Genomic DNA, 14,232 nt, shown 5'->3' with positions numbered 1-14,232 from the left:
CATGTCTTTTTCCGTCAAGGCGGGGGCCGCGCTGCTCCTGCTGGTGGTGCTGTTTGCCTTGTTGGCGCCCCTCGCCTGGTCCGATCCGGCGGCCCAGGATCTGGCTCATTTTCTGGCCGGTCCCAGTTGGCAAGAACCGCTCGGCCGCGATCAGCTGGGCCGCAGCCTGATGGCCCGGCTCGGATCGGCAACCCGCTTGTCCTTGCTGCTTGGCAGCCTCTGTGTGCTGACCGCGGCCCTGCTCGGTTGCCTGCTTGGCTGGCTCAGCGCCTGGCGCGGTGGCTGGGTGGACGGGCTGCTGCGCAGCCTGGCCGACGGCGTGCTGGCCCTGCCGAGCCTGCTGCTGGTGCTGCTGTTCTCCGCCATGGCCCAGGGCGGCTTCGCCATTCTTTACCTCGGTCTGGCGATGGCCCAATGGGTGGAGTACTACCGGGTGGTGCGGGCCCGCAGTCGCAGTCTGCTCGCCTCGCCGCAGGTGGAGGCGTCCCGGCTGCTCGGCTTTGGCAATGGCTATGTCGCGCGCCGCCACCTCTGGCCCGTGCTGGCGCCCCAGTTGCTGACCATGATGGCGTTCGGCCTCGCCGGAGCCATTCTGACCCTCTCGACCCTGGGCTTCGTTGGCGTGGGCATTCAGCCGCCCACCCCGGAGCTGGGCCTGATGATGACGGAGGCGCTGCCTCACTATCAGGAGGCGCCCCGCCTGTTGCTGGCGCCCATCATGGTGATGGGGCTGATGCTGCTGGCGCTGGTGCTGCTCAATCAGCAGGTTTCTCCCCATCCCCGTTCTTCACAAGGAGTCGCAGCATGACGGCCATTCATATCAAGGGTCTTCGGGTGAGCGATGGCAGACAAGTCTTGCTACAAGCGTTGGACCTGACCCTCATCCCCGGCACGGCCCTGACCCTGATAGGGGAGAGCGGCTCGGGCAAATCCCTGTTGGCCCACGCCCTGATGGGCACATTGCCTCCCCCCCTGCTAGCACAGGGGCGGCTTGAGGTGGCAGGCCAGCATCACGATCTGGCCGAGCCCCATCGTCTGCGGGCCCTGTGGGGGCGAGAGCTGGTGATGCTGCCACAGGAGCCGGTGCTGGCGCTGGATCCCACCATGGGGTTGCTGCGCCAGGTGGAAGAGGGCTGGCTGGCCAGAGGGCCAACCGCGCGCTCGCGGGCCCGGGCGTCCCTCGAGCATTTGGGGCTGGCGGGACGGGAGCGCCACCTGCCGCACCAGCTCTCCGGTGGTATGGCCCAGCGCGCCGCCTTTGCGGCGGCCACCCTGGGGCAGGCCCGGCTGCTTATCGCCGATGAACCCACCAAGGGGCTCGACCGTCTGGCCTGCGCGAAGTTGCAAGAGTTGCTGCTCGGCTATCTGGCGCGAGGCAGCCAGCTGCTGACCATCACCCATGATCTGGCCCTGGCCCGCGTGCTGGGGGGCTGGGTGCTGGTGGTCAAGGGGGGGGAGATAGTGGAGCAGGGCCCCGCCGAGCGGGTGCTGCACCAGCCTGTCCACTCTTACACCCGGGCGCTGCTGGCGGCGGAGCCCGGGGCCTGGCCCAGGGCGAGCGCGCCCGCGCCCGGTGACTGGCTGTTGAGGGGCGAGGGGCTGACCATGGGCTACGGGGAGCAACGGCTGTTCGAGGATCTCGATGTGCAACTGGCGCAGGGGGAGCGGCTGGCCATCATGGCGCCGAGCGGGGCGGGCAAGAGCACCCTCGGCAATGTGCTGCTCGGCCTGCAGCGGCCGCTGCGCGGGCAGTTGTTGCGCCGGGAGGGGATAGCGCCTCACCGCTGGCAGAAGCTCTATCAGGATCCGGTGCAGGCCTTCGCCAGCCGGGTGCGGCTCGGCACCCTGTTTGACGATCTGCTGCGCCACCATCAGTTGCCCCGCCAGCGCCTGACCGACTACCTAGGGAGGCTCGGGCTGGACGAGGGCCTGCTGATGCGCCTGCCGGGCCAGGTGTCGGGCGGCGAGCTGCAGCGGCTGTCGCTGATCCGGGCGCTGCTGCTGCGCCCCGTGCTGCTGTTTGCCGACGAGCCGACCTCCCGGCTCGATCCCCTCAGCCAGCAGCAGACCATGGCCTGCCTGCTGGAGGAGCTCGGCGAAATAGGCTGCGCCCTGCTGCTGGTGACCCATGACGAGGCGCTGGCCGACAAGGTTGGTGATCGCTGCCTGCGGCTGGGAGAGACGGTGGCAAACCAGGAGCTGGCCAGCGGACGGCGGGCGGGGTGATGCGGTGGCCGGACGGGGGCCTGAGCATGCGCCTGGTTCCGAGACCTTGGTGAGGCAGGCGACCCCGCCACCTCGGGTGCACTAGAGGCCGTAAATAGCAACATAATATTCTTATTTTTCAACACAAATCACTGATTAATGGCGCTAATTAGGCGCAATAAACTGCCTCCAGCAGAGATGTCCAGCGATAACAAGGGGATAAAGATGTATCAGATCAAAGGGGTACAACAGATGACGAGCCGCCGGACGGCGCTGGCTGAATGGCGCCGTCCGGCTTGTCTGGCGAGGCGCTTCCCCCATGGCGGTGTCAGGGGGAGAGCGGCTGCCAGCGTCCGTCAGCGGCGTGACTGGCCAGGCTGGCTTCGATGAAGCGCATCCCCGCCACCCCGTCCTCGACCGTGGTGAGAGCCAGACTCTCGGGCGGGGGCGGGAGGCCCGCCTCGAGGGCGTGGATCTGCAGCGCCGCGTCCGTGTAAAGCTGGGCGAAGGCCTCCAGATAGCCCTCGGGATGCCCGGCAGGTACCCGGCTGGCGTGCTGCGCCGCCGGGCTCGCCACCCGGCCCCGGGTCAGCCGCTGGCTGGCGCCGCCGAGGGGGGTGAGCCAGAGCACATTGGGATCCTCCTGGCGAAAGACAAGGCTGGCCTTGCTGCCATAGAGGCGGATCTGCAGCCGGTTCTCCTCGCCGCTGGCGACCTGGCTCGCGTTGAGCGATCCGCGCATCCCGCCGGGGTAGCGCAGCCAGACTTGCAGATGGTCGTCCACCAGGCGCCCCGGCACGAAGCTGTGCAGCAGGGCGGCAAGCTCGCCTGGCTGCTGCCCGCTGATAAAGGCCGCCAGCTGGTAGGCGTGGGTGCCGATGTCACCGAGACAACCCGCCCGCCCGGCCAGGGCGGGATCCGCCCGCCAGTCCGCCTGCTTGTTCTGGCCGGGAGGGATGGGATTGGCGAGCCAGTCTTGCAGGTATTCCACCTGCACATAGCGCAGCTCGCCCAGGGCGCCGGCGGCGACCAGCTCGCGGGCGTGGCGCACCATGGGGTAGCCCGAATAGGTGTGGGTGAGGGCGAACAGCCGCCGTTGCTGGCGGGCGAGCAGGGCGAGCTCTTCCCCCTCGGCCAGGGTCAGCGCCAGCGGTTTGTCGCAGATGACGTGGATCCCGGCCTGCAGGAAGGCGCGCGCCACCGGGGCGTGCAGGTGGTTCGGGGTGGTGATGGCCACCACCTCGATGCCGTCGGGTCTGGCCGCCTCGGCCCGGGCCATGAGGGTGTAATCCTCATAGGCGCGGGCCGGATCCAGCCCGAGGGCGAGTGCGCTCGCCCGGGCGTTGGCGGGATCGGCGGAGAGGGCGGCGGCGAGCAGCTCATAGTGATCGTCCATGCGGGCGGCCAGCCGGTGCACGGCGCCGATGAAGGCCCCCTGGCCGCCCCCCACCATGCCCAGACGCAGTCGTCTTGTCATCGCTTATCTCCTTGCTTGCCGGTGGGATCCGCGCCGAGGCCGAGCAGGTTTCTGACCTCTTCCCGCGCCAGGCCGCTGCCGGCGAAGTCATCGAAGGGGTGCTCGGCGACCCGGATAATGTGGCGGCGGATGAAGTCGGCCCCCTCGGCGGCACCGTCCTGCGGGTGCTTGAGGGCGCACTCCCACTCCAGCACGGCCCAACCGGGGTAGTCGTACTGGGCGAGCTTGCTGAAGATGGCACCAAAGTCGATCTGCCCATCCCCCAGGGAGCGAAAGCGTCCCGCCCGCTCCAGCCAGGGGGCATAGCCGCCGTAGACGCCCTGGCGCCCCGAGGGCCTGAACTCGGCATCTTTGACGTGGAAGGCGCGCACCCGCTCGTGATAGAGATCGAGGAAGGCGAGGTAGTCGAGCTGCTGCAGCAGCATGTGGCTGGGATCGTAGAGCACGTTGACCCGGGGGTGATTACCGGTCGCCTCGAGGAAGCGCTCCAGCGTGGCGCCGTCGAACAGATCTTCCCCCGGGTGCAGCTCGTAGCAGAGATCCACCCCGGCCTCATCAAACGTGTTCAGCAGGGGGAGCCAGCGGCGGGCGAGCTCGGCGAAGGCCTCTTCGATGAGCCCGGCAGGGCGCTGGGGCCAGGGGTAGAGATAAGGCCAGGCGAGGGCGCCGGAGAAGGTGACGTGGGCACTGAGGCCGAGTCGTCGGGAGGCGGTGGCGGCCGCCTTGAGCTGATCGCTTGCCCACTGGGTGCGGGCGGCGGGCTTGCCGCGCACCGCCGGGGGGGCGAAGCCGTCGAACAGGCTGTCATAGGCGGGGTGGACCGCCAGCAGCTGACCCTGCAGATGGGTGGATAGCTCGGTGATGACCAGCCCCCGCTCGGCCAGCAGGCCGCTGACCTCGTCGCAATAATCCTGACTGGCCGCCGCCTTAGTCAGATCGAACAGGCGCGGGTCCGTCGGCAGTTGCAGGCCGTGAAAGCCGAGGCCGGCGGCCCAGTCGGCCAGGCCCGTCAGGCTGTTGAATGGCGGCTGCTCCCCCATGAACTGGGCGAGGAAGATGGCCGGTCCCTTGATGGTCTTCATGGGCACTCCTGCGTCAAAGCGCGGTGAAAGGTTGCACGGATGACAGACTGGCGATCGGCTGGGCCGATCGCCAGTGGCTGCTTAGAACGGGGAGTCGGGGAAGTAGAACTCCTTGGCCGTCTGCGGGGTGATCAGCACCGAGGGGATGATGGTGTTGGCCGGCAGGGGCTCGCCCTTGATGCGGGCCTCGGCGGTGAGCATGATGGCGTCATACATGAACTTGGGGGAGTAGGAGACGTTGGCCTGGATGCGCGGATCGCTACCCTCCATCAGGGTCTTGATCGCCCCCTTGGCGCCGGCGCCGCCAAACACCAGCTTGATGTCGGTACGCTTGGCCTGATCGATGGCCTTGAGCACCCCCACCGCCATGTCGTCATCCGCCGCCCAGACCGCATCTATGTGCTTGAAGCGGGTCAGGAAGTCCTGCATCACCTTGAAGGCGTCGTCTCGGTTCCAGTTGCCGTATTTGGCGTCGAGGATCTTGATCTCCCCGTGCTGCTTCATCACGCCGCTGAAGGCATCGTAACGCTCGTTGTCCAGGGTGGTGGGAATGCCGCGAAGGGCGACGACATTCCCTTTGCCATTCAGGGTCTTGGCGATGAACTCCGCCGGCAGCTTGCCGAAGGCGGTGTTGTCCCCGGCCACGTAGGCATCCTGGGCGCTGGTGTCGGTCAGCCCCCGGTCGACCACGGTGACATAGACCCCCTTCTTCTTGACCTGGGCCACGGGCTTGGTCAGGGAGGCTGACTCAAACGGGAAGATGACTAGCGTGTCTATCTTGTTGACCGTCAGCAGATCCTGCAGCTGGTTGGCCTGTTCCGGCGCCGTGGCGGCGGTCTTGACGATCACCTTGAGATCGGGGTGGGCCTTCTCCAGATCCTCCTTGGCCTTGTTGGCCCACCAGACGATGCCGGCGGTGAAGCTGTGGGTGGCGGTCGGGATGGAGACCCCCAGGGTCATCTTCTCGGCCGCCAGGGCGCTGCTGGCGCCAAGCATGAGGGCGCAGGCGCCCAGGGTGTGTAGCATCTTGTTCATCTTGATAGCCTCTTGACTGTTGGGCTGCTGCCCGTTCCTTGTCCGGCGAAGGGAGCCCTCGCCACTCGTCTTACTGCCGTTTCCACCACAAGCTCAACGCCGGCGCTGCATAAAGGCGACCATGATGATCACGACGCCCTGCACGGCCGCATTGAGGTAAACACTGATGATGCTGGTCAGATTGAGGATGTTGCTGATGACCGACAGCAGGATGGCGCCCACCAGGGTGCCGAAGATGCGCCCCTCGCCCCCCTTGAGGGAGGTGCCGCCCACCACCACGGCGGCGATGGCCTCCAGTTCCCACAAGAGCCCGGTGGTGGGGGTGGCGGAGCCCAGGCGCGGCACATAGAGCAGGGTGGCGATGCCGACGCAGAGCCCGAGCAGGGCGTAGCTGAGCAGCTTGACCAGATCGACCCGGATGGTGGCGTAGCGCGCCACCTGCTCGTTGGAGCCGATGGCCTGCACGTGGCGACCGAAGGCGGTGCGGTTGAGCAACAAGCCCCCGGCCAGCGCCACCAGCAGGAAGACCCAGACCGGAATGGGGATCCCCAGCAGGCTGCCGTAGTAGACGGGGCTGTAGATGTCGCCGAGGGCATCGTCCAGGGTCAGGGCGCCGCCATCGGCCAGATAGGTCAGCACGGCCCGGAAGATGCCGAGGGTGCCGAGGGTGACGATGAAGGGCTCAATCTTGCCGCTGGTGATGAGCAGGCCGTGGCCGGCCCCGAACAGCAGGCCGAGCAGCAGGGCCAGCAGGATGCCGATGATCACCACCAGCAGGGGAGACTCCGCCAGCGGCCCCGCGCCGAGCCGGTTCATGATGAGGATCATGGCGCCGGCGATCAGGGCCGCCATGGCGCCGACCGAGAGATCGATGCCGCCGGACATGATAACGAAGGTCATGCCCACGGCGATGATGCCGATGAAGGCGGTGCGGGTCAGCACGTTGAGCAGGTTGTCCAGGGTGGCGAAGTCGGGGTTGAGCAGGGTCCCGAGCAGGCACAGCAGGATGAGCCCCAGCAGCGGGCCCGTGCCCGACAGCAGGGAGGAGATCCGCTCTTTGCGGGTTTCAGTGGGTGCCGGTTGCATAGGCGATCAACTCCTCTTCGGTCAGATGATGGGCGGGCAGCACCGCCTGCAGGCGGCCTGCCCGCAGCACGGCGACCCTGTGGCACAGGCCGATCAGTTCGATCAGCTCGCTCGAGATGACGATGACGGCGCGCCCCTCGGCGGCCAGCCGCTGGATCAGGAAATAGATGTCGCGCTTGGCGCCCACATCCACCCCCCGGGTGGGCTCGTCGAGGACGATGACCCTGGGGTCGGGGTGCAGGAACTTGGCGAGGGCCAATTTTTGCTGATTGCCCCCCGACATCATGCGGGCCCGAAGCGAGTGAGCGCCGGCCTTGATGCCGAACTCATCGATGGCGCGGCCGAGGGCCGCCCGCTCCGCCCCCTTGTCCAGCCAGGGGTGGGCATAGCGCGCCAGCGTCATCAGGGTGAGGTTCTCGGTTAGCCCAAGGTCAATGTGCAGCCCCTTGCCTTTGCGATCCTCCGGCAGATAGGTGAGCCCCTGCTGCATGGCGGCGCGCGGGCTGTCGATGCGCACGGCCTTGCCCGCCAGCTGGATGTGGCCAGCCTGGCGTTCACGCAGGCCCAAAATAGCCTCAAACGCCTCGGTGCGACCGGCTCCCACCAGCCCGGCGAAGCCGTAGATCTCGCCGCGTTGCACCTCAAAATCGAGGCTCTCCACCCAGCCGGGGACGCAGAGCCCCTTCACCGCGAGGGCGATGTCGCTGTCCTCTGGGGGAGGGAGCCTTGGGGGAAACATGTCCGACATCTCGCGCCCCACCATGAGGTTGGCCATCTGCTGGCGGCTGAGGGACGCCGTCTCGCCGCGGCTGACGAAGCGGCCATCACGCATCACCACTATCTCGTCGGTGATCCGCTTGACCTCGTCCAGCTTGTGGGAGATGTAGATGACGGTGGTGCCCTGGGCCTTGAGCCTGGCGATGAGGGCGAACAGCCGCGTCGTCTCCCCCGGGGTCAGGGTGGCGGTCGGCTCGTCCATGATAAGCAGCCTGGCCTGGCGCGACAGGGCCTTGGCAATCTCCACCAGCTGCTTCTCCGCGACGATAAGTTGCCGCACCCGGGTGGCGGGATCCCGTTGCAACCCGACCAGCTCCAGATAGTGTTGGGTCTGGCTCGCCATGCGGGCCTCGTCCAGCAACCAGCCCCGTTTCAGCTCGTGGCCGAGGAACAGGTTCTGGGTCAGGGTCAGGTGTTCGGCCAGGTTGAGTTCTTGATGGATCAGCACTATTCCCGCCTGCTCCGCCTCGCGAGAGGAGATCCAGCGGCGCGCCTCGCCATCGATGTGGATCTCCCCGCTGCTGATGGGCTCGTAGCCGGCGAGGATCTTCATCAGGGTGGACTTGCCCGCACCATTCTCCCCGAGCAGGCCGTAGACGCGCCCCGCGGCCAGGTCGAAATCGACCCCGTGCAGCACTCGGATGGGGCCAAACTCCTTGCAGACGCCGTGAAATTCGACACTGAGGCTCATCGAGTACTCCTGTGGTGCTCGCTCCGAGCGGACTGCTGGCGAAGGGGAGTGAGTGGCATCAGGCGCTGCCTCTGACGACGAGTCGATGGGGAAGCAGAGAGCCGGTCGGCGGGGTGTCGGGGGCACTCAGACGTTGCAGCAGCAGGCGGGCCGCCTCGGCGCCGAGATCATCCATGGGTTGCGCCATGGTGGTGAGGGGCGGATTGAGGTGGGCGGCCAGGGTTATGTCATCGAAGCCCATGATGGCGATGTCATCGGGGATGCGCAGACCCGCCTCCTGTAAACCCTGCATCAGGCCGATGGCCAGGGCATCGGCGACCGCGAAGATGGCGCTGGGGCGCTGTTGGCAGCGAAGCAACTGCTGCGCCGCCTCGGCCCCGGCCACAAAGCTGAAACGGGTGACCCGGATGTTCCACTCCTCCGTCAGGGTGAGTCCGGCCTCTGCCAGGGCCTGGCGCACCCCGGCCTCGCGCTGGCGGGCATAGAGGTAGGCGGGATCCGCTCCTATCAGCGCGATCTGGCGATGGCCCCGGCTCAGCAGATAACGGACGGCCTCGGCCGCCGCCGCCTGGTTATCGATACCCACATAGGGTACGGGCATGGCGGGATCAAATTCGCAGCAGGCGACCCAGGGCAGCGCGTTGATCTCCTGGCTCAGCCCCTGCTGGATGGAGTCGGGATCCAGACAGATGGCGCCATCCGCCCTGTGGGTGCGCAGCAGCTCGAAGGCCGAGCGCTCCCGACCCGGATCGGCGCCGGTGTCGCACAGCAGCACGAAATAGCCGTGCTGCCGGGCCACCCGGTCGATGCCACGCACTATCTCGATGTAGAAGGGGTTGGTGAGGTCGGGCACCATGATGAGCAGCAGCCAGCTCTTGGCGGTGCGCAGGCTGGTGGCCAGATGATTGACTCTGTAGCCGAGCTCATCGACTGCGCGGTTGACCCTGGCCTGGGTCTTGCTGGTGACGCCCTCCTGACGATTGAGCACCCGCGAGACGGTGGCAACCGATACCCCGGCCCGCGCCGCGACGGCGGCCATGGAGACGGGGTTGACGGGGGCGGGGGCTCGGCTCATTCCAGATACCTGTGCGTAAAATGTAATCGATTACATTTTTAGGTGAGGCCGAGAGAGTTCGCAAGTTTGCGGTAACAAAAAAATAACAAATATATATTCGTATGATTTTATTACGCTTTATAAGGTGATGCCGCCGCAAAAGGAGGGGGTAATCCGGCGCAGGCGGGCGATTTTTCCAATGCGAGTACTGTCCTCAATGCGTGGTATGAGCCTTGTCGTTGAATAAGCCTTGGTGGTTATTTGGCCATCTACTGCGCTACGACTTCTTATCTCGCATCTCTGCTGGCCTGATGGATTGCCGGCACCGGCTCCGCCCCTGTCGTGTTGAGTCGGTGAAAGGGACAAGCAAGGCGGGTGGCTGACAATAACTGTTTGATCTTCATACCAGTCTGGGGAGAAACCGCCGTTACATTAGAAAAACTAGGGAAAGCCGATTATAAAGATTCGTTCGTTTTTTGTGACATGAATCACTAAGATCACGCCCAAGCCAAGGGAGCGTCCTGCTCCCGGCCGGTGCGGTTTCTCCGCCTTGTATTTTCACCTTTGATTGACCCTTGTTTGGATCCCCTCTGCAGTTTTCTGCCAGGGGCGTGGCTGCTTTTTGATGATTTGCGGGACTGAGATATGTATCGGCACAGTTTTTACCCTCTGTTTTTCCTGACCATCCTGATGGTCGCCGTGGGTCAGATGACCCAGACCCTGTATGTGCCCTCCATTCCCATGATGGCGGGGGACTTCCATGTGGCCTCCGGTCAGCTGCAGGCGGTGATGGCCTGTTACCTGATCCCCTACGGGCTCTCCCAGTTCGTCTATGGCCCGCTGTCGGACAGGATTGGTCGTCGCCCGGTGTTGCTCATCGGCATGATGGTGTTTCTGGTGGGTACCCTGACCATCCAGCTGATCCCGAGCTTCATGGCGCTGCTCATCGGCAGCTTCATCCAGGGGCTGGGGACCGGCGCTGGCGGCGCCATGAGCCGGACCGTGATGCGCGATCGCTACAGCGGCGCCGAGCTGAACCGAGCCAACAGCCTGGTGAGCATGGGGGTGATCTTCTCCCCGCTGCTGGCGCCGGTGCTGGGCGGCTGGTTGACCGAGCTGTTCAACTGGCGCGCCGGTTACTGGTTCCTGTTCGGTTTTGGCGCCCTGACCACCCTGGCCCTGCTGGCCTGGTTTGGCGAGACCCTGCCGGTGACTGCCCGTCAACAGCAGCTGCGTGTCGGCGCCGCCTATCGCCATGTGCTTGGCAACCCGCGCTTCCAGGGCAACCTGCTGTGCCTGATGGCGACCTTCGCGGGGCTGGCGGTATTTGAAGCAGCGGCGGGCGTGCTGCTCGGCGATGTGCTCAAACTCAGTGCCCGCACCGTGAGCGTGTTGTTCGTGCTGCCGCTACCCGGCTACCTGTTTGGCGCCTGGCTCTCCGCCAAGCTGAGTTTTCGCCTGAGTCAGGGCAAGCTGATGCGCCTTGGCATCGCCTTCCTGGCGCTGGGCTCGCTCATCATACTGGTGCCCGGTCTGTTCGGGCTGGTGAGCGCAGCCTCCCTGGTGGGCGGCGCGGCGGTTTACTTCATCGGTAGCGGCATCCTCTATCCGACCGCCACCTCCTGCGCCATCGAGCCCTTCCCGGGTCAGGCCGGGACGGCCGGTGCCATCCTGGGTGGCATGCAAAACCTGGGGGCGGGGATAGTCACCCTGCTGGCCGCCTGCTTCCCGATGCAGGGGCAGGTGACCCTGGGGGTCATCATGACGCTGATGGTGCTGCTGGTGATATTGAGCTTCACCTGGCTGCGCCACCACGGCTCGCCCCATGAGCAGATGGCCGTCTGACGCCTTTCGTTAAACAGCAAAAGCCCGCCAACCCTGGCGGGCTTTTTTATATCCGCCGACGACCCGGCAGTGTGGGAGAGAGGGAAAGGCGTATAAGAGGAAAGCACTGCCTGAATGTAATACGACAGTGGTAGATGACTAAGGGGGTGGCGAGAGGCAGTGCAACCCACCACTCAGGCAAAGAAAAAGCCCGTCAGATGCTGACGGGCTTTTTGCTGTTGGTACCCCGGAATGCCGTTGCCGGTTTGGGCCCTTGAACCGTGAGTTCAAGGCGGGGATCTAAACTGGCCGCAGGCTTCTCGGTCGGGCCGAGCATGCGCAATAGTCAGAAGATAGACCCCCTTGGGGGTATGATTATCGGCTCGGGGACTTGAACCGGCTGACAAACATCCCAGGGAATTTTAAAACGGGTCGCGCTTAGGGCTTGGTGCCCTCGTCGCCAGAATCACCATACTGTCCATGTTCAATCAAGGCCGCTTCGATGGTGCGTTGCAGCATCTTGATGCGCTTGTCCATGGTCTCAGAATATTGGTGGTTTTTATCTTTTTCAAGGCAGAGCTCATGACAGAAGTTGAGCGCTGCCATGATAGCAAGCTGTTCATTGCTGGAGACCTTGGAGCGTTGACGCAGCTCGATGAGCTTGTCAGTCAGCTGGTCGGCGGCCTGGCGCAGGGCATCCTGTTGTCCCAGGGGACAGGATACCTTGTAGGGACGTCCCAGAATGACGATTTCTACAGCCTCTATGCTCATGCCTTCCTCAATACGGCGGGGCTGATTCCCGCTTTTATCCACGTGGACAACTGGGCGGGACTATATAGCGCAGATGCAGAAGTTTCAAGGCCTTGCTGGCCCTAGAAGGGGGAGAATGCTAGGATCCTGACCATAAATTTTGCATATTTGCCTGAACTTTGAGCGGATCTTCGATGAGCAAAACGAACCCCCCGAAATACGCGGCCGTGGCCGATCTGATGGAACGGCATGAGCTGATGGCAACGGCTGTCGAGGCTCATGGCGTGATCTGCGGCCTGGTCTGCGGTGGCGTCCCGCTGGACGACAAGAGCTGGTTGCCCCCCTTTAACGATCTCGTTAACGACGGTTTCGGTCTGCCGGCACCGGTGCGCCAGCTGATGACCGAGCTCTATCATGAGGCCATCGAGAGCCTGATGGCCCAGAAGGGCGTCGAGCTGTTGCTGCCAAGCGACGAGGCGCCACTCGATGAGCGCATCGACGCGCTGGTGGATTGGTCCCAGGCCTTCCTTGCCGGTTTTGGCGTGGTGCAGCAGGAGTTGTCCAAGGCCTCGGAAGAGCTGCAGGAGATGATCCAGGATATCGCCAGCATCACCCAGGTCTCCGCCGAGTTCGATCAGGAGGATGACGAGAACGAGGCCTCCTTCCTGGTGCTCTACGAACACGTGCGGCTCGGGGTCATGATGACCTTCGAGGAGTTCGGCAAGCGTCCGGATGCCCCGATCACGCCGCCGACCCTGCATTGATCCCCGTAAGAGAATGACTATCACTGCCTGAAAAAAAGAGCGCCCCTGTGGCGCTCTTTTGTATGAACCCGGCGGTGCTCTTTTGCATAAAGGGTCCGGCTGTTCGGTTGGCGCAGCGGGGGGCTCAGATCGGTTTTTTGCCCGTGGCTTCGCATCCAGGGGAGTGGCTTTGTGGTAGCATCATCTTCATGTTTTCAGCAGCTTCCCCTCATCTCATGTCTCAATCCTCTCTGGTTCACGTCGATGTGGCTATCGTCGGCGGCGGTATGAGTGGCGCCGTGCTGGCGCTTTCCCTCGCGGCCCTGCGCGGGCCGACCGGTGCCCCCCTGCAGATCCTGCTGCTGGAGGCGAGCGCCCCGGAGCTCAACGCGCACCCCGGCTTCGACGCCCGCGCCATCGCGCTCTCGGCCGGCACCTGCGAGGCGCTTGAGCGGCACGGCCTCTGGCCTCGCTTCGCCCCCCACTGCGCCCCCATCACCGACATCCACGTCTCGGATCGCGGCCATTTCGGCCAGGCTCGCCTGTCGGCGGCGGAATACGGCTTGCCGGCACTCGGTCAGGTGATCGAGCTGTCGGCGGCGGGCCTCGCGCTGCAGCAAGGGATCGCCGCCTGCCCGCAGGTCGCGATGCACTGTCCGGCCCAGCTCGCGACGATCGAGCCGCTGGAAGAGGGAGTACAGCTGACCCTGGCCAGCGGCGAGCGCTACCAGACCCGGCTGCTGGTGGCGGCCGATGGCGGCAACTCCTTCGTGCGCCAGCACTTCAAGCTGCCGGTCAGCCGCCACGATTATGAGCAGAGCGCCATCATCGCCACGGTCAAGACGGCGCAGGACCCGGCAGGCCGCGCCTTCGAGCGCTTCACCGAAGGGGGGCCGCTGGCGCTCTTGCCGATGCAGGACGGGCTATCGTCCCTGGTGTGGAGCGTGCGGCGGGATCAGGCGGAGGAGCTGATGGGGCTGGATGACGACGCCTTCCTCGCTCGCCTGCAACAGGCATTTGGCTGGCGGCTCGGGCGCTTCGAACGCACCGGCCAGCGCCATGTCTATCCGCTGGTGCTGACCGCCGCCGATTATCCGCTGGCCCAGCGCACCGTGCTGGTGGGCAATGCCGCCCATCTGCTACACCCCATCGCAGGGCAGGGCTTCAACCTCGGCATGCGCGATCTCGATCTGCTCAGCCAGGCGGTGGCCAAGGTGTTGGCCGCGGGTGAGGATATCGGCAGCTTCGAGGTGCTGAGCGGCTACTGGCGTCAGCGCCAGGACGATCAGGCGCACACCATCTGGTTGACTTCCGCCCTGGCCCAGCTCTTCTCCAATGGTCATGCCCCGCTGGTGGCGGGCCGCAACCTGGCGCTCTCCCTGATGGGGCGATTTGCCTGCCTCAAGGCGCCGCTGGCGGCCCAGACCCTGGGCTTCGTCAGCCAGACCACGAGATGAGTGTGGCGCAGGCAATGGGCAGGCCCGCCTGCGACGAATTGATTGATGATG

General features: G+C 65.2%; 12 protein-coding genes and 1 other RNA gene. 5 read left to right on the top strand and 8 right to left on the bottom strand.

All coding sequences use genetic code 11. From position 1 onward, the window contains the following. Position 1: 1 nt before the first annotated feature. A complete protein-coding gene (locus tag BN1137_RS17955; RefSeq protein WP_050719898.1) occupies positions 2 to 808 on the top strand; it encodes an ABC transporter permease in 807 nt (268 codons plus the stop codon). Next, positions 805 to 2,226 (top strand): ABC transporter ATP-binding protein, encoded by a 1,422-nt coding sequence (locus BN1137_RS17950; RefSeq protein ID WP_050719897.1) that lies wholly within the window; start codon positions 805 to 807, stop codon positions 2,224 to 2,226. The genes BN1137_RS17955 and BN1137_RS17950 overlap by 4 nt, the downstream gene beginning before the upstream one ends. A gap of 307 nt (positions 2,227 to 2,533) precedes the next feature. On the opposite strand, the gene BN1137_RS17945 is transcribed toward BN1137_RS17950, so the two are convergent. From BN1137_RS17945 to BN1137_RS17920, 6 genes are all read right to left on the bottom strand, one after another. Next, on the bottom strand, positions 2,534 to 3,682 hold the full coding sequence (locus BN1137_RS17945) for a Gfo/Idh/MocA family protein (protein ID WP_050719896.1): 1,149 nt from the start codon (positions 3,680 to 3,682) through the stop codon (positions 2,534 to 2,536). Next, positions 3,679 to 4,764 (bottom strand): sugar phosphate isomerase/epimerase family protein, encoded by a 1,086-nt coding sequence (locus BN1137_RS17940; protein WP_050719895.1) that lies wholly within the window; start codon positions 4,762 to 4,764, stop codon positions 3,679 to 3,681. Before BN1137_RS17940 ends, BN1137_RS17945 begins: the two co-directional genes overlap by 4 nt. Before the next feature lie 81 nt (positions 4,765 to 4,845). After that, positions 4,846 to 5,799, bottom strand: a complete 954-nt coding sequence (locus BN1137_RS17935; RefSeq protein WP_050719894.1) for a substrate-binding domain-containing protein — start codon at positions 5,797 to 5,799, stop codon at positions 4,846 to 4,848. Between the two features lie 93 nt (positions 5,800 to 5,892). Further along, positions 5,893 to 6,885 (bottom strand): ABC transporter permease, encoded by a 993-nt coding sequence (locus BN1137_RS17930; protein ID WP_050719893.1) that lies wholly within the window; start codon positions 6,883 to 6,885, stop codon positions 5,893 to 5,895. Continuing rightward, positions 6,866 to 8,353 carry a sugar ABC transporter ATP-binding protein gene (locus tag BN1137_RS17925; RefSeq protein ID WP_050719892.1) on the bottom strand — a complete coding sequence of 496 codons (1,488 nt, stop codon included), beginning with the start codon at positions 8,351 to 8,353 and terminating at the stop codon, positions 6,866 to 6,868. Before BN1137_RS17925 ends, BN1137_RS17930 begins: the two co-directional genes overlap by 20 nt. Before the next feature lie 58 nt (positions 8,354 to 8,411). Beyond that, positions 8,412 to 9,428, bottom strand: coding sequence for a LacI family DNA-binding transcriptional regulator (locus BN1137_RS17920; protein WP_050719891.1), 1,017 nt, complete (start codon positions 9,426 to 9,428; stop codon positions 8,412 to 8,414). A 624-nt stretch (positions 9,429 to 10,052) separates the two neighbouring features. Here BN1137_RS17920 and emrD point away from each other — a divergent pair. Beyond that, entirely contained in the window at positions 10,053 to 11,252 is a 1,200-nt protein-coding gene (emrD, locus tag BN1137_RS17915) for a multidrug efflux MFS transporter EmrD (protein ID WP_050719890.1), read from the top strand. A 219-nt stretch (positions 11,253 to 11,471) separates the two neighbouring features. Here emrD and ssrS read toward each other — a convergent pair. Together ssrS and zapA are read right to left on the bottom strand one after the other, a co-directional pair. Further along, positions 11,472 to 11,653, bottom strand: a non-coding RNA gene (gene ssrS / locus BN1137_RS22090) — 6S RNA. 16 nt (positions 11,654 to 11,669) lie between these two features. Beyond that, a complete protein-coding gene (gene zapA, locus BN1137_RS17910) occupies positions 11,670 to 12,002 on the bottom strand; it encodes a cell division protein ZapA (RefSeq protein ID WP_050719889.1) in 333 nt (110 codons plus the stop codon). 173 nt (positions 12,003 to 12,175) lie between these two features. Between zapA and BN1137_RS17905 the strand changes: the two genes are divergently transcribed. After that, positions 12,176 to 12,745, top strand: a complete 570-nt coding sequence (locus BN1137_RS17905; protein ID WP_050719888.1) for a UPF0149 family protein — start codon at positions 12,176 to 12,178, stop codon at positions 12,743 to 12,745. A gap of 215 nt (positions 12,746 to 12,960) precedes the next feature. Beyond that, the gene (gene ubiH, locus BN1137_RS17900; protein WP_050719887.1) at positions 12,961 to 14,181 is read left to right on the top strand and encodes a 2-octaprenyl-6-methoxyphenyl hydroxylase; all 1,221 of its coding nucleotides are present in this window, start codon (positions 12,961 to 12,963) and stop codon (positions 14,179 to 14,181) included. The last annotated feature ends 51 nt before the right edge of the window (positions 14,182 to 14,232 follow it).

This window comes from Aeromonas tecta (assembly GCF_000820185.1).
GTDB classification, from domain to species: Bacteria; Pseudomonadota; Gammaproteobacteria; order Enterobacterales; family Aeromonadaceae; genus Aeromonas; species Aeromonas tecta.
Note: the sequence above shows the minus strand (reverse complement) of the source record. Positions and strands in the feature narration are given on the sequence as shown.